Source organism: Propionicimonas sp. T2.31MG-18 (assembly GCF_964266745.1).
Lineage (GTDB): Bacteria > Actinomycetota > Actinomycetes > Propionibacteriales > Propionibacteriaceae > Propionicimonas.
On sequence record NZ_CAXWGX010000026.1, the window covers coordinates 66,645 to 91,171 of the forward strand.

The window sequence follows — 24,527 nt, forward strand, 5'->3', positions numbered from 1 at the left end:
GCTCACTCCTGCTCGCGCCGCTTCCGTCCCACCACCAGCAGGCCCGCGCCGGCGGCGAGGGCGACCAGCCCGACGCCGAGCGCGCCGAGGTCGGCACCGGTGTAGGCCAGGCCGCCACCGCTCGTCCCGCCGTGGCCGTCGCCGTCGTCGTCGTGGGTCGGGTCGACCACGGCCGGGGTGGTCACGAGCGCCGCCGTGCAGGTCTCGGGGCAGGAGCCGCCCGCGCCCGGGACGGCGGTGTTGGTGAACGAGGCGTTGTACGCGTCCTCGTCGACGGTGACGGTGTAGGCGAGGGTCGCCTCCTCACCCGGCTGGAGCGTCGGGACCGCCCAGGTGAGCACGGTGCCGTTCAGGGTTGCCCCGTCGGGCAGGTCGCCGAGCACCGCCCAGGCGAGCACCTCGGTGAGGTCGTCGGTCACGGTGGCCCCGGTCATCACGGCGCGCGAGGTGTTGCGCACGCGCAGCGTGTAGGTGACGTCGCTGCCGGGCACCACGGTGCTGCCGGCCACCGGGTCGGACGTCTTCGACAGCGACCAGGCCGGGCTGAAGTGCTCGGTGAGGCAGCCGTCGGCCCCGGGCTGGAGGCCGCCGGGCCCGGCCGCGCACGCGACGGCCCCGGCGCCCTCGCCCCGGGCCGCATTGGCGAGCGTGCTGCCGAACGCGTTGTCGGAGACGACCACCGAGTAGCGGAGCTCGGCGGTGCCGCCGACCGGCACGTCGGGCACCGACCAGGTGAGCTGGTCGCCGTCGAGGGCGGCCCCGTCGGGCAGGGCGCCGGTGAGGGCGGCGTCGTCGAGCAGGTCGGACATGTCGTCGTGGACGATCGCCCCGGCGACCACCACAGGGCCGGTGTTGGTGACGGTGAGCGTGTAGGTGATCACGTCACCCGGCACGACGGTGGCGCCGCTGCCGGGGTCGCTGGACTTGGCCAGCGTCCAGGCCGCGGTGTAGGCGGTGGTCTCGCAGCCGTCCACGACACAGGTGCCACCGACGCCGGCGGGAGCGGCCCGGTTGTGCAGCGTGACGCCCCGGGCGTCGTCGGCCACCCGCACCTGGTAGGTGAGCTCGGCGGTGGCGCCCGGACCGATCTCCGGCACCGCCCAGGTGAGCGTGGTGCCGTCGAGCGTGCCGCCCTCGGGCACGGCGACGAGGGACGCGTGGTCGAGGACGCCGGAGAGGTCGTCGGTGACGGCCGCGCCGGTCAGCGCGGTCCACGCCCGGTTGGTGACCGTGAGCGTGTAGGTGATCACGTCGCCCGGCGACACCACGGCGCCCGGAGCGGCGTCCGAGGTCTTCTCCAGCGTCCACGACGGCGTGTAGGCCGTGGTGCTGCACCCGTCGGGGCACGTGCCGCCGGCGGAGGCCGGGGAGGCGGTGTTCGTCACCCGCGCACCGGCGGCGGTCACGGTCGCGGTGTAGGTGACGGTGGCGCTGCCGCCGACCGGCACGTCGGGGACCGCCCAGGCCAGCGCGTCGCCGTCCCGGGTGAGCCCGGCCGGCAGCGCGCCCAGGGTGGCGTCGTCCACCACGTCGGAGACGTCGTCGGACACGGTGGCGCCGCTCAGCACGACCGGGCCGGTGTTGGTCACCGTCAGCGCGTAGGTGATCACGTCGCCGGGCTGGAGCAGGGCCGCCGGGCCGCGGTCGCTGGTCTTGGCCAGCGTCCAGGCCACCGAGTGGGACGTGGTCGTGCAGGTCGCGCACGACCCACCCACACCCGAGGGCACCACCGTGTTGGTGACCGTCGCACCATCAGCGGTCACCGTCACCGCGTACGACACCGATGCCGTCTCGTGCGCAGCCAGCGTCGGGATCGCCCACGTCAAGGTGCCACCATCGAGGCTCACACCCGCCGGCAACGCACCCAGCGTCGCATCGTCCAGCACGTCGGACAGGTCGTCGGAAGCCGACGCACCAGCCACCACACCATCGGAGGTGTTCACCGCGGTCAGCGTGTAGGTGATCACATCACCCGGCACCACGACCGCCGGCGCATCCGACGACTTCGACAACGTCCACGCCGGTGTGTGGGTGAGCGTCGCGCACGAACCCACGCACGACCCGCCCGCCGACGCCGGGGACGCCGTGTTCCGCAGGCTCACGCCCAGCGCACCCGGCCTCACCGTCGCGGAGTAGTCCAGCGACACCGACGCGCCCGGCGCCACGTCCGGCACCGCCCAGGTCAGCGTCGAACCCACCAGCGAGGCACCCGGAGGCAACACCCCGAGGTCGGCGTCGTCCAGCACATCGGACAGGTCATCGCCCACCAACGCACCACGCAACGCCGCAGGACCCGTGTTCGTCACCCTCAACGTGTAGGCCACGACCGTCCCGGGAGCCACCGTCGCGCCGTCCAGCGGCGAGGACTTCGCCAGCGTCCACGACGGCGTGTAGGTGGTCGTGGAGCACTCGTCGGGGCAGGTCCCGCCGGTCGAGGCCGGGGTCGCGGTGTTGCGCAGGGTCGCCCCCGCCACGGTGACCGTCGCGGTGTAGGTGGCGCTGGCCGTCCCTCCCGGAGCCACCGCGGGCACCGCCCAGGTGAGCGTGTCGCCGCCCCGGGTCAGCCCGTCGGGCAGGGTGCCGAGAGTGGCCTCGTCCACCACGTCGGAGACGTCGTCGGACACGATCGCACCGTTCAGCGGGGCCGGGCCGGTGTTCGTCACGGTCAGCGTGTAGCCGACCGTGCTGCCGGGTGCGACGACCGCGCCGGACGCCGGGTCGGAGGTCTTCGCCAGCGTCCACGACGGCGTGTACTGGGTGGTGGAGCAGCTGGTGCACGAGCCGGCGTCGCCCACCGGGGCGACGGTGTTGGTGATCGTTGCGCCGTCCGCGGTCACCACGGCGGTGTAGCTCACCGACGTGGACGCGCCGGGCGCGAGTGCGGGGATCGCCCAGGTGAGGGTGTCGCCCAGCAGCGTGAGCTGCGGGGAGCTGAAGGACACCGAGGCGTCGTCGACCACGCCCGACAGGTCGTCGCGGGCGAAGGCGCCCGACACGACCGCGCCGGAGGTGTTGGTGGCGGTGAGGGTCCAGGTGATGGTGTCACCGGGCACGACGATCGCGCCGTTGCCGGGGGTGCTCGACTTGGCGAGCGTCCAGGCGCCGGTGTGGGCGACGGTGGTGCAGGCGCCGGCGCACGAGCCGCCGGTGGTGGCCGGGTACGCACTGTTGGCCAGGGTGGCACCGGTCGCGCCCGCGTCCACGACGGCGGTGTAGGTGACGGACGCCGTTCCGCCGACCGGCACCTCCGGCACCGACCAGGTGAGGGTGTCGCCGGTGCGGACCAGGCCGGCCGGCAGCGCGCCCAGCGTCGCGTGCGTGACCAGGCCGGACAGGTCGTCGGACGCCTCGGCGCCGGTCAGCGGTGCTGCGCCGGTGTTGGTCACCGTGAGCGTGTAGGTGAGGGTGTCACCCGGGGCGACGGTGGCGCCGTCGGCCGGGGTGGAGGTCTTGGCCAGCGTCCAGGCCGGGGTGGCCTGCGTGGTGGTGCAGCTGTCGCAGCGCCCACCGCTGGTCACCGGGGCGGCCGTGTTGGTGAGCGTCGCGCCGGAGGATCCGGCGGCCACGGTGGCGGTGTAGCCGACCGACACCGTGCCGCCGACCGGCACGTCGGGCACGGCCCACAGCAGGGTGGTGCCGGTACGGGCGAGGCCCGCGCCGAGGTCGCCCACCAGGGCGTCGTCCAGCACGTCGGACAGGTCGTCGGACACGACGGCGCCGGACACCGTGACCGGGCCGGTGTTGGTGAGGGTCAGCGTGTAGTGGATCGCCTGCCCGGGCAGCACCTGGGCGCCCGCGTCCGCGGTCTTGGAGAGCGTCCACGCGCCGGTCGACTGCGTGGTCGCGCACCCGCCGGTGCAGCGTCCGCCTGCTCCCACGGGCACCACCGAGTTCACCACGGTCACGCCGTCGGCGCCCGTCTTCACGGTGGCGGTGTAGGTGACGCTCGCATGCTCGCCGGGGGCGAGGGTCGGGATCGCCCAGGTCAGCGTGGTGCCCGAGAGGTCGAGACCGTCGGCGGTGGCCGAGACCGCCGCGTGCGGCAGGACCCCGGACAGGTCGTCCACCGCGAGCGCGCCGCGGATCTCCGCCTGGGAGGTGTTGGTGGCGGTCAGCGTGTAGGTGATCACGTCACCGGGCGCCACGGTCGCCCCCGTCGCCGGGTCGGAAGACTTCTCCAGCGTCCAGGACGGGGTGTGCGCGACGGTGGCGCAGGTGTCGGGACAGGTGCCGCCGACGCTGTCCGGCGCGGCCGTGTTGGCCAGCCGGACGCCGTCCGCGCCGGCCTTGACGACCACGCGGTAGGCCAGCGTCGTCGTGGCGCCGGGGGCGACCTCGGGCACCGCCCAGTCCAGGGTGGTGCCGGTCAGCGTCGCGCCGGCGGGCACCGCCGGGAGGTCGGCGTCGTCGAGCACGTCGGACAGGTCGTCGGTGACGCGGGCGCCGGTGAGCGCGAACGGACCGGTGTTGGTGACGGTGAGCGTGTAGTCGAGCGTGGCGCCGGGGGTGACGGTGGCACCCGGTCCGGCGCTACTGGCCTTCGCCAGGGTCCAGGACGGCGTGTACTGCGTAGTAGTACAAGTAGTGCAGCTCCCCCCGGCGGAGGCGGCCTCAGCGGTGTTGCGCAGGGTGGCGCCGAGGGCGTCGTCGTGCACCCGCGCGGCGTAGGTGACCGATGCGGTGCCGCCGACCGGCACGTCCGGCACCTCCCAGGTGAGGGTGGTCCCGGACCGGGTCAGCCCGGACGGGAGACTGCCGAGGTCGGCGTCGTCGACCAGGGCGGAGACGTCGTCGGTGACCGTCGCGCCGGCGACGGCGACCGGGCCGGTGTTGGTCACGGTGAGCGTGTAGTGCACGGTGTCGCCCGGGTTCACCACGGTGGTGGCGTCCGTGGTCTTCGCCAGCGACCACTGCGGGCTGTAGGCGACGGTGGAGCATCCCGTGCCGCAGGCGCCGCCCTCGCCGTGCGGGGTGGCGCTGTTGGCGATCACGGCGCCGTCGGCGCGCACGCGTGCGGTGTAGGTCACGGTGCGGGTCTGGCCGGGGGCCAGCGTCGGGACCGCCCAGGTGAGGGTCGTGCCGTCCCGGGTGAGCTCGTCGCTGGTCGCGGTGACGTCCGCGCCGGCGAGCACGCCGGACAGGTCGTCGACGGCGGTGGCGCCGGTCACCGGGACACTCGAGGTGTTGGTGGCGGTCAGCGTGTAGGTGATCGTCCCGCCGGAGGCGACCGTGGCGCCGGAGGCCGGGTCGGACGTCTTCTCCAGCGTCCAGCCGGGCGTGCTCGACGTGGTGGTGCACTCGAGGCAGCGCCCGCCGGGCCCGACCGGGCTCGCGGTGTTGCGCAGGGTTGCGCCGTCGGCGTCGACCGTCACCTGGTAGGCCAGCGTGGCCGTGGCCCCGGGGGCGACGTCGGGGACCGGCCAGGTCAGCGTGGTGCCGGACAGGGTCGCCCCGTCGGGCACGGCCACCAGCGTCGCGTCGTCCAGCACGTCGGACAGGTCGTCGACGGCGCTCGCACCGTGCAGCGTCGCCGGACCCGTGTTGGTCACGGCGAGCGTGTAGGTGATCGTGTCACCGGCGTGGACGACCGGGCCCGCGTCACTGGCCTTGGCCAGCGTCCAGGCCGGCGTGGTCGCCGTGGTGGTGCAGGTGGTGCAGCCGCCGCCGGCGGAGGCAGGGGACGCGGCGTTCGTGAGCGTCGCGCCACGGGCGTCGGCGTCGACGGTCACGGTGTAGGTGACGGACGCGGTCCCGCCGGGAGCGACGTTCGGCACCGCCCAGGTGAGGGTGTCGTCGGAGCGGGTCAGCCCCGTGGGCAGCGTGCCGAGGGCGGCGTCGTCGACGAGGCCGGAGAGGTCGTCGGTGACGGTCGCGCCGGTGAGCGGCGCGGGACCGGTGTTGGTCACGGTGAGGGTGTAGCCCACCACGTCGCCGGGGTTCACGACGGCGCCGGAGGCGGGGGTCGAGGTCTTCGCCAGCGTCCACTCCGGCGTGGTGTGCGTGGTGCCGCAGGACGCGCCACAGGTGCCGCCGGACCCGCCCGGCACGACGGTGTTGGCCAGGATCGCGCCGTCCGAGCCGTCGCGGACGGTCGCGGAGTAGGTGACCGTCCGGGTCTCGTCCGGTGCGAGGTCGGGGATCGACCAGGTGAGCGTCGTGCCGGTGAGGTCCAGCTGCGCGGAGGTGGCGGTCACGTCGGCCGCGGCGAGGACGGAGGCCAGGTCGTCGGTCGCCGTCGCGCCGGAGATCGTCGCCCGGGACGTGTTGTGGGCGGTCAGCGTCCAGGTGATGGTGTCACCGGGCTCGACCACGCCGCCGGCCGGGTCGGACGTCTTCTCCAGCGTCCAGGCCCCGGTGTAGGCGGTGGTGGCGCAGGCGGCGTCGCAGGTGCCGCCGGTGCTGGCGGGGAACGCGGCGTTGTGCAGGCGGACGCCGGTGGCGCCGGCGCGCACGACCGCGTCGTAGGTGAGGGTCACGCTGTCGCCGGGTGCGACGTCCGGCACCGCCCAGGTGAGGGTGGTGCCCGACAGCGACGCGCCGGCGGGCACGGCGCCGAGGTCGGCGTCGTCCACCACGTCGGCGAGGTCGTCGACGACCGTGGCGCCGCGGAGCGTGGCGTGCCCGGTGTTGGTGACGGTGAGCGTGTAGCCGATCGTGTCACCGGGTTCGACGGTGGCGCCGTCGCCGGGGGTTGCGGCCTTCGCCAGCGTCCAGGCGTCGGTGTAGGCGGTGGTGGTGCAGCCGAGGACGCAGTGGCCGCCCGGGCCCTGGGGCACGGCCGAGTTCGTCAGCACCGCTCCGCGCGCGTCGGCGTCCACGACCACCGGGTAGCTGACGGAGGCGACGCCGCCGACGGGGATCGTCGGCACGGTCCAGGTCAGGGTGGCGCCGTCCAGCGACAGGCCGGCCGGCAGGGCGCCGAGCGTGGCGTCGTCGAGCACGGCGGACAGGTCGTCGCTCACCCGGGCGCCGGAGACGGGCACCGGGCCCTCGTTGGCGACGGTGAGCGTGTAGGTGAGCGTGTCACCGGGTTCGACGGTCGCCCCGGACGCCGGGTCGGAGGTCTTCGTCAGGCTCCACTTCGGCGTCGACTGGGTCGTCGAGCACGCCAGGCAGGTGCCGCCCGGGCCGTTCGCTGTCACCGAGTTGGTCACCGTGACACCGGAGGCCAGCACGCGGGCGGTGTAGGTGACCGACGCGTGCTCTCCGGGCAGCAGGGTCGGGATCGCCCACGTGAGCTGGTCGCCGTCCCGGCTCAGCTGCGGCGAGCTGAACGCGACCTCTGCGTTGGCCAGGACGCCGGACAGGTCGTCGGCGGCGGTCGCGCCGGAGACGACGCCGGGCCCGGTGTTCGTGGCGGTCAGCGTGTAGGTGATGGTGTCGCCCACCGCGACGGTGGCGCCGGAGGCCGGGTCGGAGGTCTTCGCCAGCGTCCAGGCCGGCGTGTACTGGGTGGTCGTGCACGTCGCGCAGGTGCCGCCGGTGCTGGCCGGGCGCGCGCTGTTGCGCAGGGTCGCGCCGTCGTCGGTGACCCGTACCTGGTAGGTGAGGGTCGCCGTCTCGTCAGCGGCCACGTCGGGCACCGACCAGGTGAGGGTGCTGCCCGCCAGCGTCGCGCCGTCGGGGACGGCCACGAGCGCGGCGTCGTCCAGCACGTCGGACAGGTCGTCGGTGGCGGTCGCGCCGTGCAGCGTGGCCGGCCCGGTGTTGGTGACCGTGAGGGTGTAGCTGATCGTGTCGCCCGGCAGGACGGTGCCGCCGTCGGCGGCGCTGCTCGCCTTGGCCAGCGTCCAGCTCGGCGTGTACGCCGTCGTGGTGCAGGAGCCCGCGCAGTGTCCACCCGTGCCGGCCGGCGTCGCGATGTTGCGCAGCGTGGCGCCGAGCGCGCCCGCGGACACGGTCGCGGTGTAGGTGACGTCGGCCGTCGCGCCGGGGGCCAGCGCAGGGACCGCCCAGGTGAGGGTGTCCCCGGAGCGGGTCAGGCCGGCGGGCAGGGCACCGAGGACGGCGTCGTCCACCACGTCGGAGATGTCGTCGTGGACGGTGGCGCCGGGCAGGGCCACCGGGCCGGTGTTGGTCACCGACAGCGTCCAGCTGATCTCGTCACCGGGGGCGACGACCGTGCCGGAGGCCGGGACGGAGGTCTTCGCGAGCTCCCACTCCAGCGTGGAGGAGGTGGTGGCGCAGCCGCCGATGCAGGAGGCGCCCGCGCCGTGCGGCGTGACCGTGTTGCGCAGCACCGCGCCGTCCGCGCCGTCCTTGACGCGCGCGGTGTAGGTCACCGTCCGGTGGTCACCGGGGGCCATCGTCGGGATCGCCCAGGTGAGCGTGTCGCCGGCCCGGCTGAGCTCCGGCGAGGTGAACGCGACGTCGGCGTCCGCCAGCCCGGAAAGGTCGTCGGTCGCGGTGGCGCCGGAGACGACCGCGCCGGAGGTGTTACGCGCCGACAGGGTGTAGGTGATCACGTCGCCCGGCTCCACGACCGAGCCGCTGGCCGGGTCGGAGCTCTTGGCCAGCGTCCACGACGGCGTGTGGTGGACGGTCGTGCACGCGCTGCCGCAGGCCGGCGGGTTGGTCTCGCCGGTCGCCGACACGGTGTTGGTCAGGTCGAGGCCGGCCACGCCCGCCTTCACGGTGGCGGTGTAGGCCAGCGTCAGCACGGCGCCGGCACGGACGGTGCCGACCGTCCAGACCAGGTCGGTGCCCGACAGCGCCGCGCTGCCCTGGCTGGCGGCGATGTCGGCGACGTCGGCGTTGCCCAGGACGCCGGCGAGGGCGTCGGTGACCACGACGTCACGGGTGAAGCCCGTGCGCGCGCCGGTCACGGTGACCGTGTAGTGGATGGCCTGGCCCGGGACGACGGTGGCGCCGCTGGCCGGGTCGGAGGACTTGGCGACGGTGAAGCTGCCCTTGGTGCGGGTCAGCGTGTTGGTCACGGTCACCGACACCGGGGCCGCGCCGCCGGGGAGGTCGAAGCTGATCGTCCGGCCGGAGGTGGTGCCGGTCGCATTGGCGGCGCTCAGCTGCGTGGTCCAGGCGTAGGACGGGTCGTCCGGCGCGGGCGGGGTGTCCTCGGTGACCTGGCAGGCGCTGCCCACCGGGACGTCGTCCGGGGCGTTCCACGTGCTGCCCGCGGTGAGCGAGAAGGTGCCCGGGGCCGCGGCAGGGAAGCGGTCGCCATTGGCGGCCGTGCAGCGCCACGAGAACTGGTAGAGCGCGGCAGGGTCGATCGCCTCGGTGTCCCCGGTGAGCACCTTCGTCACGCCGAACGAGCCGGTGACGCGGCTGACCGGGTTGGTCACCACGATGCCGGAGCCGGTCGTCGCGACGGTGACCGGGCTGCCCAGGTCGGGCGTGCCCCACAGGTAGGAGTCGTCGGTCTTGGACGGGGCGGGCGGCTCGTCCTCGCCCGTCACCGAGCACCGGGAGCCGGCCAGGACCGGCGGGCTCGTCCACTCCGCACCCCCTGCGACCGGGCCCCAGTCGCCGGTCACCGGGTCGTCGCCCTCGTGGGTGCAGCGGTAGCGCCCGGAGAAGGTCAGGTCGGACTCGAGCGCCGCGGCGTCCACGCCGTTGCCGAGCTCGACGTTCTTGGCGACGGTGAAGGTCGCCCGCACCCGCTCGACCGTGTTGGTGACGGTCACGGACGCGGTCTCGCCGGCGGCCACCTCGACCGTGCCCGAGGCCGGGGAGTACGTGGCCGGCTGCCACGCGAAGGACCCGTCCGTGAGCTGGTCGGGCGAGAGGGTGTCCTCGACGACGGCGCAGCTCGCCGAGGCAGGGATCACCTGGTCGGACGGCCGCGCGACGACGAGGGTGCCGCCCGAGGCGGGCAGCTGCCAGCTGCCGGACGCCGCGACGGTGCCGCGGTACGTGCACGCCCAGGAGCCGCGGACGGTGAGGTCGGCGGCGAACGCCCCGGCCGGGCCGTCGTAGGCCTTCGTGATCTCGAGCCCGGACCAGCGGCGGGTCGCGGTGTTGGTGACGACCAGCTGCGCCGGCTCCGCGGCCGAGGCCACCTCGACGGTGCCGCCGAGGTCGGGCGCGGCCCAGGTGTAGGACGTGTCCAGCAGGGCGCTGTCGGACGGGGCGTCCTCCGTGGCCGTGCACTCCGCGGTGAACGGGATCAGGGTGTCGCCGGTGAGCGTGGCGGGGCCGTCCCCGGTGACCGACCAGGTGCCGGTGTAACGCTCCTGGCCGTACGTGCACGCGTAGGCGCCGGTGAACGCGGTACCCGGGCGCACGGCGTCCGCCGTGCCGCTGCCGTAGGCCTTGCTGACGGCGACCTGGCCGTAGACGCGGCGGATGCTGTTGGTGACGACGGCCTGCGGCGCGTCGTTGCCGGCCGTCACGACGGTGGTCGGGGTGCCGTTGCCGAACGCCACGGTCTGGAGGTCCCAGGCGTAGGACGCGTCGCGCAGCTGGCCGGGGGTCGGGAAGGAACCCTCGCTCACCGTGCAGGTCCAGCCGTACGGGACGCCGTCGATGGCGGTGGCCGACTCACCCGGCCGGACGGCGACGGTGGCCTCGAGGCGTCCGCTCTCGTCCGGGTCGTGCAGGTAGCAGCGCGCGGTGACGCTGAACCCGGCGAAGCTTCCGGACGGGGCGTAGCCGCCGGTCTCGCCGGCCAGCTCCTTGGCGACCGTGACCCGGCCGGTGTCGCGGCGCAGCGTGTTGGTGACGGTGAGCCGGTTCGGCTCGCCCGCCTCGACGGTGACGCCGTGGAAGGACGGCGTGGCGTCCCAGCGGTAGGACGGGTCGTCGCTCGGCGCGCCGAAGGACGTGTCCTCGGTCACGGAGCACTCGGAGCCGACGAGCACGTGCCCGGCGTCCCCGGTGAGCGTGGCGACGGTGCCCGCTGCGCTGCCGGTGGACGACCACGTGCCGCTCACCGGGTCCTCGCCGCGGTAGCGGCAGGACCACTCGCCGCTGAACCGCTGCCCGGGGTCGGCCACGCCGGCGAAGCCGCCGTCGTCGATGATCTTGGCCACCTCGACACCGGCGTAGACGCGGCTCACCGGGTTCGAGATCGCGATGTCGGCCGTGCCCGGGTCGGAGAGCTTCACCGCGTCCCCGATGGTCGGGTCGCCCCAAGCGTAGGAGCCGTCGAGCAGGCCTCCGTGGGTGGCGCCCTCGCTCGCCGAACAGGTGGAGCCGACCGGGATCCCGTCGAAAGTCACGCTGTCGCCGCCGGCGACGTCCCGCGTCCCCTGCACGCCGGTGTCACAGGTCAGGGTGACGGGGAACACCGCGCCCCCGGTGTAGCCGGCGGTCTCGCCGGTGACGGTCTTGGTGACCCGGACGCTGCCGGTCTTCGCGCTGATCCTGTCGACCGCGCGGACGCTGACCGGCTGGGCGTCGTCCGTGGTGGTGAAGGTGATGCTCCGCCCGTCCTGGCCGGTGTGCGAGGCGTCGCCGGACACGGCCAGGTCGACGCCGTCCCAGCGGTACGGGTCGATGGTCCCGGGGTCGTCGAGCTCGGTCACCGTGCAGGTGGACCCGCCGGGGACAGCCTCTGCGGGAGCCTTCGCGTCCCCGGCGTTCACGGTCAGGGTGCCGGAGATCTCGTCGCCGCTCAGCGGCGTGCAGTGGTAGCTGAAGCGGAAGTCGGCGCCGGCCGGGAACGCTGTGCCCGCCGTGCCTCCGTCCACGCTCTTGGCCACGTTGAACGAGCCCTCGGCCCGGTTCAGCGTGTTCACGACGGTCGCCTCCGCACCGTCGGTGCCGACGGCGGTCGCGTCCGGGGTCTGGGTCGACCAGGTGTAGGAGCGGTCGCCGTCCACGGGCGCGCCGGGGGTGTCCTCCGTCACGGTGCACACCGAGCCCACGAGCACGTCGACGGTCCTGGCCGTGCCCTGGCCGGTGATGCTCCACGAGCCCGCCTCCACGGTCTCGCCGTTGTTGTAGTCGCAGCGGTAGCCGCCGGAGAACGACGCGCCGGCGGTGCCCACGCCCGTGTGGTTGACGATGTCCTTGCGGATCGTGAACGGCGCGGTGACGCGGCGGATGTCGTTGGTGACCGTGACGTGCTTGGGCGCCTCGGTGTCGGGCACCTTCGCCGTGGCCGCGTCGGGGGCGGACTTCCACGCGTAGGACGCGTTGGGCAGTCCCTCGTTCCCGGTCGGGGCGTCGGTCTCTGCGACCGTGCAGGAGGCCCCGGTCGGCAGGTACGGGGTGATCGCGGTGACCGCGGACGGCCAGCTCAGCGTGAACGTCTCCGCATAGTCGGACGCCGCGCCCTGCGCGGGGGCGTTGCAGGAGACGCTGACGTCGAACGTCGTGCCGTTGGCCACCTGCGTGCCGAAGCTGTCGATCGCCTTGGTCACCTGGAGGCGCCCGTAGCCGATGCTCGTGGGATTGGTGACGGTGACGGTGCCGCTGCCGCCGCGCGGAACGGTGATCGTCCCGCTGGTGAGCCCTGCGTAGGTGGGGTCGCCCCACACGAAGCCGGCCCGCAGCAGGCTGTCGGACGGCGCCTGCTCGGCGACGGTGCAGGCCACGCCCGCGGGGACGCTCACCGGCTGCGAGCCACCGGCGGCGACCTGGACGGTGCCGCTGTACGGCGCACCGCAGTCGTACGCGATCCGGAAGTCGGCCCCGGAGCCCGCGTAGCCGGCGCCCGTGACCTCCTTGGCGAGGTTCAGGGTGACCAGGTCACGGCGGAAGTGGTTCGTGACGGTCAGCGTGCTGGTGGCGTTGTTCGCGATCGTCACGGCGCCGCCGGCGGTGTAGCCGTCCCAGGCGTAGGACGCGTCGAGGAAGTCGCCGGCCTTCGCCGACTGGTCCTCCGACGTCACCGAGCAGGTGCTGGACGCCGGGATGCCCGGGATGGTCACCGGCGTGCCGGTCGACACGTCCACCGTGCCGGAGGCGACAGTACTGCCGCCGAGCTGGCAGGAGTACGTCAGCGGGAAGGTGCGGGTCGAGCCGCCGGAGTACCCGCCGCCGGGCACGCCGGAGCGGGGCGCGACGGCCTTGGAGAGCTGGAGCGACCCCACCTGGCGCGCGTTCGGGTTGGTGATGTTGACCGTCGTGGTCGCGTCCATGGCGATCGTGACCGCCGCCGGGTTGGCCGGCGACCCCCACTCCCAGGAGGGGTTGGTGAGGTCGGTGGACGTCCCGGTGGGCGGGCTGGTCTCGACGACGGTGCAGCTGCTGTTGGCCGGGATGTAGTCGACCACGACCGGAGCCCCGGCGGTGCCGTTGGTGGCGCCGGGGTGGAGGGTCACCGTGCCCGAGCGCACTGTCGCGGTGCCGTTGGTGCAGGTGTAGGACGCGGAGAAGGCCTTCGCGGTGCCGCCGGTGTAGCCACCGCCGGTCACCGTCTTGGTGATCGCGAGCGTGCCGTAGGCGTACTTGTTGCGCACGGTGCACGTGGCGCTCTGGCCGGCGGCGAGCGTGAGGCTCGTGCCGCTCAGCGTGCCACCGGTGCAGGTCCAGGCGCCGTCCTGCACGTAGCCCGCGGTGGTCGCGGGGTTGGCCGCCACCTCGGCGAGGCTGTAGCTGCCGGCGATCACGGTGCGCGAGGTCACCGCCGCGCTCCCGCTCGCGCCGGAGATGCTGGAGGTGCCGGTCGCGGACAGCGTCCAGTCGGCCGGGGTGGCGAGTGTGCCGCTCTGGCCGGTGGTGGTGACCTGCTTGACCAGCGTCAGCGTGGCGTGCGGGGTGTAGGTGTTGGTGTAGGTGCACGTGATCGGCGCCGCGGCTGCGGACGACGTGGAGTAGTCGCCGGAGAACCGGATGCCGGCGCCGCTCACCGTGAGGCCGTCGATCACGGAGCTGCCCGACCCGTCCACGCAGGTCAGGGACGTGAACGCCCAGTCGGTGGCCGTCGGCGCGACCTCGGCGATGTTGATCGTCTGGCCGGTGACCAGGTTCGCCTGCCGGGTGGCCCGCCCCGCCGTCCCGGTGCCGGTCGGGGCGAGCGTGAAGGCACTGCCCCACGGCGAACCGGTGAGGTCGCTACTGGCGGTGTAGCTGAAAGCCGGGTACGCGGCCGGAGCGCCATACGGCGCGAGCGCCTGCTTGGCGATGGTGAGCGTGCGGACCTGCTGCACCTGGGCGTACAGGCACCCGGACGTGGTCGCGCTCTCCGGCGTGGTGAAGGTGGTGGTGACCGAGCTCAGTGATGCGACGGTGGCGTTGCACGTGCTGCCCGACTGCGGGGCCGTGAAGCCCCGGATGAGCAGGGTGTAGGTGAGCCCGTCGTAGGTGAAGGTCTGGTCGCTGATCTGGTTGAGGAACGTCGTGGTGTCGGGCACGTCAGTGCCCGAGGTCTCGTTCATCTCGTAGCTGTAGGACAGCGCCATTCCCATGAACTGGAGGTTCAGGTTTCCCCGGAAAAAGGAGTTGCCGGAGTTCAGGTAGATGCCGGTGTTCTTGTGGGCCATGCGGCCCAGGTTGAAGATCGTGCCCGGCGAGATCACAGACACCGAAGCGGGCGCGAACCCCAGCGCGCTCTGGGAGTCCAGGCTGAGTTTTTGATAATCGGCGCTGAAGCGGGAGTTGTTGGGGCAGGTGGTGCCGTTGGAGTTGCTGGTGCCGTGCGCGGCCCACACCATGCTGCCCGAGGACACGTAGGCCGTGTCGCCCGTGGTCGCGCTCGAGATCGCCGTGCCGCCCGTGTTGGCGAGGTTGCCGGTCGTCGCCGTGCCGGTCTCACTACCCAGCCGCAAACAGTCGCTGGCTTGGTAGTTCGCCGTGCCGCCGCTCGCGGACGCTGCGGTCGACCCGTAGTGCAGCGCCATCTGGGCCTGCACGTTCTGGGCAGCTGAAACTGTGATCGTCGTCGCGGCGGCGGCCGTGGTCGGGAACACGACCAGGCCGACGCAGGCCAAGGCCAAGGCCAGGACCCACGACACCCCTCGGTTTTTCAGCATGCTCATCCTTTCCCCTAAAAGAGATGACCATGTCGATGCAAAGCTATACCAAAGCTCCGCGCAATTCCAACTCTTTGACCTAATCAACCCCGTACAACGTGTGATTTGTCACCCGTTCTGGGGACAAAACAACTGCATTGTCCCCTCTTCGGGGGACGGCATTATTGGGCCATTTGTCACCATTTCGGGTGACCAGGCCCACCGCTGTTTTCACGCGCGCCGAACAGCCGGCCGGGCGTGGCCCGGCGGAGCCGTGGGGTGAGAGGCCCTGCGTGTGTCGTCCGCGTCTGGCGGGGCAGGGACGCCGGAAGCCTAGCGTCCGGCGGATGGCGACGGTGACCGCGACACGCTGCCCGGACAGCCAGAAGGGGGGCCCGCCGCCACGGGTCCCCCGGTGCGGTCCTGCTAGTCGCTGACCCCCGGCACCTTGATGAACTTGGTGTTCCCGGTGATCGAGGCCACGGCAGCGGCGAAGATCGAGGACAGGTCGCCCGCGGACGCTGCGCAGAAGTAGTTGTCGCCGTCGGAGTTCTCCAGCGCGGTGTTCCCGCTGAGATTGCAGTTCACCGCGTCGCTGTTCGCACCGCTGGCCTTGGGCGAGGCCACCTTGGCCAGCACGTCACGGACGTTGCCCTGGGTGCCGCACGTCGCGGTGTTCACGTCACCGACGCCGATCGTGATGATCTTGATGCCCTGCGCCTTGGCCAGCGTGGCGATGTCGAGCAGGTTCTTGCACGACTGCGCGAGGCCGTTGCCGACGTCCGAGCCGCCGGTGTAGCCGATGTCGTGGCTGTCGCCGAGGGAGATCGCGCTGGAGGAGCTGTTGAACAGCTCGGACGGCGCACCGTCGGTCTCGAAGATGATGACCTTCTTCGGGGTGCCGTACATCGAGCGGTCCGGCAGGCCGGCACCGGAGCTGGGCGTGTTCAGGATGTACCGCGTGGCGCCCTTCAGCGCCGCGGCCAGGTGCGTGCCCTCGTTGGTGGAGACCTTGTAGCCGCTGCTCGCCGCGGGGTAGTCCACTTTGCTGTCGGAGTAGTCGAGACAGTTGATCGCCTTGTAGATGTCCGAGCCGGTGTTCACCGCGAGGTTGTTCGTGGTCGGCGAGCCGGTCGTGTAGTTGTACGAGTAGCCGACCGGAACCCAGTTGCCGTTGAAGGTCCACAGCTTGTTGGTCTGGGGGACCTTGCTCTTGGTCGTGGCGATCGTCGTCGGGTTCTCGGCGAATGCGTTCGGGTACGAGCTGCCGCTCGCGTTCGTGGGTTCCGCCGAGAGACACGTACTCGTCGGCACGCTCTTGGCGATGGTGCCGAACGCCACCAGCTGCTGGTCGCGGTTCATTGTGAGCAGCATGTCCTTCAGGGACTGCTTCATGTTCGCGAAGGCACTGGTGCCGTTGTTCATCGATGGCGTTCGGTCCGCCATCACCACGATGTCGAGCGGGTTGGGCGCGAGCGCGCCGCACATGCCCTTGCAGGACGCGGAGCTGACGGCACCGGTGGTCCCGGTCGGGATGCCGATGGCCGGCGCGAAGACGAAGTTCACGACCTTCTGGTACGACACCTTGATGGTGTTGCACGCCGCGCCGGAGCCGCCGCAGGGCAGCAGGCAGATCTGGCCGTTGCACGCCGTGGCGGCCTGGCCCTTGACCCACGCCGTGCCCGGGTTGCAGATGCCGGGCACCTGATTCTCGTCGGGAGAGTTCGTGGTGCCGGTCTTGACCGCGACCGCGCAGTAGAGCTTGACGTCGAGCTTGGTCTTGTCGAGCTTGAGGTCGGGCGCGCTGTTGACCAGGAACTCCTTGGCGTCGGAGACGGCGGTCGTCGCGTCGGGGAGGGCGTAGCTGCCCGCCTGGGCGGCCGCGTCGACGGCGGCGCGCAGCGCCTGCCGCTCGTAGGCCAGCTTGGCAATGTCCATGCCGAGCGCCGCGCCGGCCATCAGGATCAGCATCACCAGGGCGAGGACCAGGGCCGTGGCCCCCCGCTCCCGCTCGCGGATGATCCGCCTCCGGGCCTCGCTCATTCGATTCTCATCTCGCTCGTCTTGGTGATCACCGACGTGTTCGGCAACCCGAGGAGCGCCGGGGTGAGCCAGTTGTGCGTGTAGGAGATGTTCACGATCACGGTGCCGCCGGACTCGCGCTCGGCGTCGTAGTTGCTGGAGCACGCGGTGCCCGGGCTGCCGGGCTTGCGGCAGGTCACGGTGACGACGACGTTGCTGACGGTCGGCAGGAACTTGGTCTCCGAGGTCACCACGGTCTCGATCTCGGACTTCGTGCCGAAGAAGCTGCCCGTGCGGGCAGCGTCGCGGGACGCGTTGGCGAACACCGCCTGGTTGCTGATCATGAGCCCGAAGTCGACGACCCCGAACACGAGCATGATCAAGATGGGTACGACCAACGCGAACTCAAGTGCAGCCGCACCACGCTGCAACTTGCGCGAACCCCGCAAGGTAGACACGCGCACTCCAAATTCTGCCGTATTTCGTTACTCCGGACCCCTCCAGAATTAATGCGAGTCTAGGCCCGCACCCGAACACTGTCAATGCGCTGGCGAACGGGCCAGATTAGCCCACCGGAACCTCCCGGAGGCCCAACCTCGTCCGGCGTGTCGCGCGATGATCCGAACATAAGACCTAGTCAGCGGTACTTGTGGCGAAAGGCGGCCGCGCGGGGCCGCCGGGAGGGTCACCCCTCCGGGCTACGTCAACAATTCCTAGCCGAAGCGTCCTTTTCGGGCCGCGCAAAACGGCGGTGTCACCCGTACGGGCGACATTGGACCAATTATCGTGTCACCCGTTCGGGTAACACGCTGCGACGCATTTGTCACCCGGTCGGGGGACAAAGTGCGTCGATTAGCCCTCCGCGTCGGGACGCGGCAGCCCGATCTTGTCGAGAATGCGCCGGCGTCCGCTGGTGTAGCGCAGCTCCAGGTCTCCGAAGGGCACCGATCCCCCGTCGTGCACCAGGCCGCGCGCGGTGGTTTCGCCCAGCTTCACGTCCACCCGAACGGCTCCCTCCTGCGCAGAGGCCCCCCGGGCACCGCGAGCCGAGCCACGCAGGCCGGTGAGATCGATCGCCGCGGTCGGGGCGACCAGCTTCATCCGACGCCCCTTCAGCACGATCTCGGCCACGTCGCGGCCGTCCCTACGGAAGGTCAGCAGCCCACTCATCACCGGCGTCGTCAGCATCCGTGCGATCAGCAGCACGAGTACGACGCCGGCGAGGAGGCCGACGATGCCGCCCGCCACCGGCACCAGGGTGGGCGGGAGCTCGATGGGTGCTGCGGGCACCGGCGCGGTGCCGCTGAGTTCTGGCGCGAAGGTCATGCCCAGATCGCCCTCCATGACCGAGAGCCACGGGGAACCGATCTTCGCCGACAATCCGACGGCGGCGTCGCCCCCGCCCGTCCCCGTCACCCGCGCCGTGGCGGTCAGGGTGGTGGTGCCACCCGGCGCGAGCTCCACGGAGTCCGGCAGGCCCGACAGCTCCACCTGGAGGCCGGGCGTCGGCCGGGGAGCGAGCTCGGACAGGGTCACCGGGACGTGCGGGTACACGGAGCTGATGGTCAGCTGCACGTCCACCGGCGTCCCCTTCGCCAGCGCGGCGCCCAGGTCTCCGGCCCAGGAGACGGTGAGGGGCTGGGAGACCTCGTGGTTGAGGATCTCCGCCGCGCGCAGCAGGACGAGGTCCTCACCGACGTGGGAGAACCGCTCGCCCACCTGGGAGGCCGACACCTCGCGGGCGTCCGGGAAGACCTTCTTGAGCAGACCGGCATCGGTGCTGGCCTGCAGCGAGACGGCGTAGGCAGCCACCTGGTGCTCCGCGGACAGGCCGGCGGCCCGGGTCCGCAGCGACTTCCACGCCGGCGACTTCACCGACTCGTAGTCCGAACCCGGCGCATCGAGGACGCCGTCGGTGATCAGGATCAGTGCGGCCAGCCGCCGGGTGTCGGCGCGCTCGAGTTCGGTGAGCCCCGACGCGATCGCCGTACCGAGGTCGGTGTGCTTCCCCTTGGCTTTGGCCGGCAGGCCGGCCAGCACCGCGGACCGGTTCGCGCCGACGAGGCCGCGGAAACGGCTCTTCGCCTTCGTGTCGAAGGTGAGCAGGGAGACGCGGTCGTCGGAGTCGAGGCTGTCGACGAGCTTGCCGAGCTCGCGGCGCACGCTGTCGTACCGTCCGCCGGCGTTCATCGATCCGGAGGTGTCGACCATCACCACGTAGTCGGCGGCCTCGGACGTCACGTCGAGCCCGAGCGCCGCGATGACGTCCTCGACGCCCGTCGCGGGGGCTGCGGAGGCCGGCAGGGACGCCAGCAGGGCCGCCCCGGCAATGCCCACGACAGCGGCGACCACCCTCGACCAGTTGTGCATCCTGCCCCTCTTATGTCCTCTTCCGGGTGACCGGGACTGGGAAAACATATGCATAGATGTCCTCTTTCGGGGGACCCGAACAGACGTTGTTGCACTACTTTAATACGAACTTGAGACTTCTTCGACCAAACCTTTTGACAAGCCCACCGGGCCGGTGTAATCATTCTTCTCGAAGTGACCCAGGGGGGGATGGTTTTCCGGGGTCACAGGCGGAAACCTATCCCACACACCTGAAAGGGGTCTCTCATGAAGAACCTGCCCGCAAAGATCGTCGGCTCCATCGTCGCCAAGAAGGAGCGGGGCGCCACCGCCGTTGAGTACGGCATCATGGTCGCGCTCATCGCCGCCGTCATCATCACCATCGTGGCTACGCTCGGCACCAACCTGACCACCATGTTCAGCGGTGTCGCGGACGCCATCTGATCGACCACCAGCCTGTAGCGAGGCGCCCCGGGCCGCGCCCGGGGCGCCTCGCTCGTGTAGGGGCCGGCGGCAACACCTGACGGAACCATTCCGTGCCGCCGGTTCCTGCAGAAAAATCATTGACAACTAAATACAGTCACCCGCAGGGAGGACAAATGTCACCCGGGTGGAGGACAAATGTCACCCGGGGTTCGATGTCCCCCTCACGGAGGACAACACACGAGTTACACAGCTGTTCTTTTGTCACCCGTTCGGATGACAAAATGCTCTGCCCCACCCCGGGTAGCCTGCCAAGGACCCGGCTCAAGGAACCAATACTCGCCGAACCTGCTGGCGGCAGGAGGGCGAGCGCCACCCGGCAGCACCGCTGCTGAACATTGCCATCCACTCGAGTCCTAGGCGGTCCCAATGCAACGCCGAATCATCGCCGCGGTCGCCGCGGTCCTCCTCGCCGGCATCGGCGCGGTCCTGCTGTACAGCTACGTCAACACCGCGGAGGCCCGCGCCATGTCGAACATGGCGCCGACGAGCGTCCTGGTCGTCACCAAGGTCATCCCGGCCGGCACCAGCGGCAGCGGCATCGCCCCGTACGTCGAGCTGAAGAAGCTGCCCCAGGTGGCCGTGGTCCCGGGCGCGCTGACCGACATCTCCTCGATCACCACCCTCGTCGCCGCCTCGGACATCCAGCCCGGCGAGCAGGTCCTTCCCCAGCGGTTCGTGGCCGCGGACACCACCGCCAACGGCGACGTCCAGGTGCCCACCAACATGCAGCTGGTCAGCATCCCGCTGGACGCCCCGCGCTCGGTCGGCGCCACCGTGCTGCCCGGGGACAAGATCGCCGTGTTCGTCTCCGGCGACGACACGTCCGGCAAGCCGGTCACCGGCCTCGCCCTCCGCGACGTCCTCGTGGTGAAGGTCCAGGGAGCGACCGCCGGCGACGACGGCGCCGTGCCGTCGGGCAACCAGATCGTCACCGTCGCCCTCCCGCCCGAGGACGCCACCCGCGTGGTCTTCGCCGCAGAGCACGAGCACGTCTGGCTGGCCCTGGAGCCCAAGGACGGCGGGCAGGGCACCATGATCGTGACCGGGAAGACCGTGCTGAAGTGAGCCCCGTCCTCGTCATCAGCCGCAACCCCCAGGTGGTGGGCCTGGTGCAACAGGCATGGGGTCCTGACGGCTACGCGATCGCACCCGAGCAGTTCCCGGACAACGTCCAGGTCCTTCTGGCGCACCTGCAGGGTGCGCCCCTCCCCGCCGTCGCGGTGCTCGACCCGGCCGACCAGGTCGTGGCAGCACTCGCGCTCGCGGTGGATCTCGACCGGAACTTCAGCATCGCCTCTGTGCTGGTCAGCGACCAGCCCACGCAGGTGAGCCTCGACGCCATGCGGGCCGGCGTGCGCGACATCGTCGCGCCGACCAGCCCTGTCGAGGAGATGAAGAGCGCCTTGGAGCGGGCCGCCACCCACTCCGGGCCGCGTGTGGCGCAGCAACCGGCTACAGGTGTGCCGGGTGCCGCTGCCCAGCGGGGGAAGGTGGTCACGGTGGCTTCGCCCAAAGGTGGCGTGGGCAAGACCACCGTGTCCACCAACCTCGCTGTGGGCCTCGCGCAACGCCTGCCGCAGTCGACCGTGCTCGTCGACCTCGACGTGCACTTCGGCGACGTGGCCAGCGGGCTCAACATCACCGCGGAGTTCACCCTCCCCGACATGGCGCACGGGCCGGCGGCCCAGGACGCGCTCGCGCTGAAGACCTACCTGTACCTGCACCAGACCGGCCTGTACGTCGTGCCCGGCTCGGAGTCGCCCGCCGCGGCGGACACCGTGACCAGCAGGGACATCACGAACCTGCTCGACACCCTCGCCACGCAGTTCAAGTACGTGGTCGTCGACACCGCCCCCGGCCTCAGCGAGCACACGCTGGCCGTGCTCGACCAGACCGACATCCTCGTGCTGGTCACCAGCCTCGACGTCCCCGGTGTCCGCGGGCTCCGCAAGGAACTCGACACGCTGCGCGACATCGGGCTGTTGCTGGAGTCGCGGTCGGTGGTCCTGAACTTCATGCACCCCAGCCGTGGCATCTCCGTGGCGGACGTCGAGGCGTCCATCGCCCGCAAGGTCGACTTCCAGATCCCGCAGTCCAACTCGGTGCCCATCTCGGTGAACCAGGGCATCCCGCTGCTCCAGAGTGGCAGCAGGGATCCCGTCGCCAAGCAGCTGCGTGCCCTGGTGGACTCCATCGACAACCACGAGAAGGCCGGCAACAAGGGTCGCCGGTTCCTCGACTTCGGTCACCGGAAGGAGGCGCAGCAGTGAACCTCGCAGAACGCGTCCTCGCCGCCCAGAAGGGCGAGCGCGGCATCCCGCGGGACCCCGGCGCCCCGCGGACGGTCTCCACGCCCGCCCGGGCGTTCGAGACCGGCGGCGCCCCCGTCCCCGCCGCCCCGGCGCAGGACAACGCGCCGCCCGCACCGTGGCTCCCCGTCCCGGAGTCGGCGGCCGCTCCCGCCACCGCGACGCCGGCGGTCACCTGGTCGCCCACGCCCGCCAACGGCACGGACGAGCACCGACTCGCCGCCCGCGCGCCGAGCCAGCCGATCGTCGTGGAGACCCACGACGCGCTGGCGCGGATCAAGGAGGACGCGGTCGAGCAGCTGTTCGAGCGCATGGGCAACCGCCTCAACGACCCCAACCTGGACGAGTCGGCCCTGCAGAGCCTCGTGCAGCAGGAACTCAACGGCATCATCGAGGGCGGCAAGCTTCCGCTGACCGCCCGCGAGCGGCAGCGGCTGATCCGCGAGGTGCATGACGACGTCCTCGGCCTGGGTCCGCTCCAGCCGCTGATCGACGACAAGGGCGTCACCGAGGTCATGGTCAACGGCCCGTACAAGGTCTACATCGAACGCGCCGGACGGCTGACGCTCAGCCAGGTGCGCTTCAAGGACGAGCCGCACCTGCGGCGGGTCATCGAGCGGATCGTCACCAAGGTCGGCCGCCGCATCGACGAGTCCTCGCCCCTGGTGGACGCCCGCCTGGAGGACGGCTCACGCGTGAACGCGATCATCCCGCCCCTGGCGGTGAGCGGCTCGACGCTGACCATCCGGAAGTTCTCCAAGGACGCGCTGACCGTCCCGGACCTGATCGAGAAGCACTCGCTCACGCCCGAGATCGCCGAACTGCTCAACGCCTGCGTCGTCGCCCGGCTGAACATCATCGTCTCCGGCGGTACCGGCACCGGCAAGACGACCCTGCTGAACGTGCTGTCCAGCTTCATCCCCAACGACGAGCGCATCGTCTCGATCGAGGACGCCGTCGAGCTCCAGCTCCAGCAGGACCACGTGGTGCGGCTGGAGTCCCGTCCGCCCAACGTGGAGGGTAAGGGCGAGGTCACGATCCGCGACCTGGTCAAGAACTCGCTGCGTATGCGCCCCGACCGCATCATCGTCGGCGAGTGTCGTGGCGGCGAGGCCCTGGACATGCTCCAGGCCATGAACACCGGCCACGACGGCTCGCTGTCGACGATCCACGCCAACAGCGCCCGCGACGCGCTCGCGCGCCTGGAGACGCTGGTGCTGATGGCCGGCATGGACCTGCCCCTGCGGGCCATCCGCGAGCAGGTGACCAGCGCCATCGACGTGATCGTGCAGCTCACCCGCCTGCGTGACGGCACCCGCCGCGTCACCTCCGTCACAGAGGTGCACGGCATGGAGGGCCAGACCATCACCATGCAGGACGTGTTCGAGTTCGACTACTCCGCCGGCGTCGCGCCGGACGGCCGTTTCCTCGGGACCATCCGGCCCACCGGCGTCCGCCCGGGCTTCACGCAGAAGTTCGACGACCTCGGCATCCGACTCTCTCCCGGCGTGTTCGGCAACGGCCAGCTCTGGAGCGGGGGGCACCGCTGATGGAGTTCCTCGCCTCGCAGACCGCGCTGACCCTCGGCTGGGCTCTGCTCGCCATCTCCGGCCTGACCACGGTCGTGCTGGTGACGCTGCCGAGCAACCGCCTGCCGATGTCGCGACGGCGTCCCGGCAGCGCCCAGCAGGGCTCCGGCATCCAGCGGATGGCGGACGCGGCCACCGGGACGGTGGAGAAGTTCATGCGCGGCCGCAGCGGCTCGCTGGACGCGATCCTCGACGAGGCCGGCGTGACCACGCCGGCCAAGGACCTGATCGTGATCGTCGGGGCAGCGGCCCTGGCCTGCTTCGCGCTGGGCCTCGTGCTCGGCCAGGCCGTGATCGGCGTGCTGCTGGCCCTGATGTGCCCGATGGTCGGGCGGATGATGCTGTCGGTGCTCGCCGACCGCCGCCGCCGCGCCTTCGCCGGCCAGCTGGACGAGATCCTGCAGATGATGGCCGGCAGCCTCCGCGCCGGCTACAGCCTCCCGCAGGCCGTGGCGACGATCTCCCAGGAGGCCGGGCAGCCGGTGGCCCAGGAGTTCGCGCGGGTCACCAACGAGACCCGCGTGGGCCGGTCGATGATCGAGTCGCTGGACGACGTCGCGGCCCGGATGCGCAACGAGGACTTCTACTGGATCACCCAGGCCATCGGCATCAACCGTGAGGTCGGCGGCAACCTCGCCGACGTCCTCGACTCGGTCAGCGAGACGATCCGGCAGCGGGTCCAGATGAAGCGCCAGGTGGCCTCGCTCGCCGCGGACGGCAAGCTGTCGGCGATCATCCTGATGCTGCTGCCGTTCGTGGTGGCCCTGTTCCTGTTCTTCCTGAACCCCAACTACATCATGAAGCTGTTCGCAGAACCGCTCGGCTGGATGATGATCGGGGCGGGCTTCGTCATGCTGGCCATCGGCGGCTTCTGGCTGACCAAGATCATCAACCTGAAGTACTGAGGGGAGTCA

General features: G+C 71.5%; 9 protein-coding genes. 5 read left to right on the forward strand and 4 right to left on the reverse strand.

All coding sequences use genetic code 11. The features are described from left to right. Window positions 1–2 precede the first annotated feature (2 nt). The 4 genes from ACFQQJ_RS10935 to ACFQQJ_RS10950 form a co-directional block, all read right to left on the reverse strand. Complete coding sequence (locus tag ACFQQJ_RS10935; protein ID WP_377106420.1) at window positions 3–14,879, reverse strand: DUF5979 domain-containing protein; 14,877 nt, start codon at window positions 14,877–14,879, stop codon at window positions 3–5. Window positions 14,880–15,284: 405 nt separating this feature from the next. Next, the gene (locus ACFQQJ_RS10940) at window positions 15,285–16,901 is read right to left on the reverse strand and encodes a hypothetical protein (protein WP_377106422.1); all 1,617 of its coding nucleotides are present in this window, start codon (window positions 16,899–16,901) and stop codon (window positions 15,285–15,287) included. Next, window positions 16,898–17,344: a TadE/TadG family type IV pilus assembly protein gene (locus tag ACFQQJ_RS10945; protein WP_377106424.1), complete on the reverse strand. Its 447-nt coding sequence runs from the start codon at window positions 17,342–17,344 to the stop codon at window positions 16,898–16,900. The genes ACFQQJ_RS10940 and ACFQQJ_RS10945 overlap by 4 nt, the downstream gene beginning before the upstream one ends. A 388-nt stretch (window positions 17,345–17,732) precedes the next feature. Then, window positions 17,733–19,250, reverse strand: coding sequence for a vWA domain-containing protein (locus ACFQQJ_RS10950; RefSeq protein ID WP_377106426.1), 1,518 nt, complete (start codon window positions 19,248–19,250; stop codon window positions 17,733–17,735). Between the two features lie 246 nt (window positions 19,251–19,496). Between ACFQQJ_RS10950 and ACFQQJ_RS10955 the strand changes: the two genes are divergently transcribed. The 5 genes from ACFQQJ_RS10955 to ACFQQJ_RS10975 all read left to right on the forward strand — a co-directional run bounded on the left by ACFQQJ_RS10955 (window position 19,497) and on the right by ACFQQJ_RS10975 (window position 24,518). After that, window positions 19,497–19,673: a Flp family type IVb pilin gene (locus tag ACFQQJ_RS10955; RefSeq protein ID WP_377106428.1), complete on the forward strand. Its 177-nt coding sequence runs from the start codon at window positions 19,497–19,499 to the stop codon at window positions 19,671–19,673. Window positions 19,674–20,081: 408 nt separating this feature from the next. Further along, window positions 20,082–20,780 carry a Flp pilus assembly protein CpaB gene (cpaB, locus tag ACFQQJ_RS10960; RefSeq protein ID WP_377106430.1) on the forward strand — a complete coding sequence of 233 codons (699 nt, stop codon included), beginning with the start codon at window positions 20,082–20,084 and terminating at the stop codon, window positions 20,778–20,780. Then, the gene (locus tag ACFQQJ_RS10965; RefSeq protein ID WP_377106432.1) at window positions 20,777–21,985 is read left to right on the forward strand and encodes a CpaE family protein; all 1,209 of its coding nucleotides are present in this window, start codon (window positions 20,777–20,779) and stop codon (window positions 21,983–21,985) included. The genes cpaB and ACFQQJ_RS10965 overlap by 4 nt, the downstream gene beginning before the upstream one ends. Further along, a complete protein-coding gene (locus ACFQQJ_RS10970; protein ID WP_377106434.1) occupies window positions 21,982–23,574 on the forward strand; it encodes a CpaF family protein in 1,593 nt (530 codons plus the stop codon). Before ACFQQJ_RS10965 ends, ACFQQJ_RS10970 begins: the two co-directional genes overlap by 4 nt. Continuing rightward, window positions 23,574–24,518 carry a type II secretion system F family protein gene (locus tag ACFQQJ_RS10975; RefSeq protein ID WP_377106436.1) on the forward strand — a complete coding sequence of 315 codons (945 nt, stop codon included), beginning with the start codon at window positions 23,574–23,576 and terminating at the stop codon, window positions 24,516–24,518. Before ACFQQJ_RS10970 ends, ACFQQJ_RS10975 begins: the two co-directional genes overlap by 1 nt. The last annotated feature ends 9 nt before the right edge of the window (window positions 24,519–24,527 follow it).

Excerpts from the sequence above, each read along its gene's own strand:
- ACFQQJ_RS10935 (WP_377106420.1), bottom strand. The coding sequence starts at position 14,879 with ATGCTGAAAAACCGAGGGGTGTCGTGGGTCCTGGCCTTGGCCTTGGCC.
- ACFQQJ_RS10950 (WP_377106426.1), bottom strand. The coding sequence starts at position 19,250 with ATGCACAACTGGTCGAGGGTGGTCGCCGCTGTCGTGGGCATTGCCGGG.
- ACFQQJ_RS10975 (WP_377106436.1), top strand. The coding sequence starts at position 23,574 with ATGGAGTTCCTCGCCTCGCAGACCGCGCTGACCCTCGGCTGGGCTCTG.
- cpaB (WP_377106430.1), top strand. The coding sequence starts at position 20,082 with ATGCAACGCCGAATCATCGCCGCGGTCGCCGCGGTCCTCCTCGCCGGC.
- ACFQQJ_RS10940 (WP_377106422.1), bottom strand. The coding sequence starts at position 16,901 with ATGAGCGAGGCCCGGAGGCGGATCATCCGCGAGCGGGAGCGGGGGGCC.
- ACFQQJ_RS10955 (WP_377106428.1), top strand. The coding sequence starts at position 19,497 with ATGAAGAACCTGCCCGCAAAGATCGTCGGCTCCATCGTCGCCAAGAAG.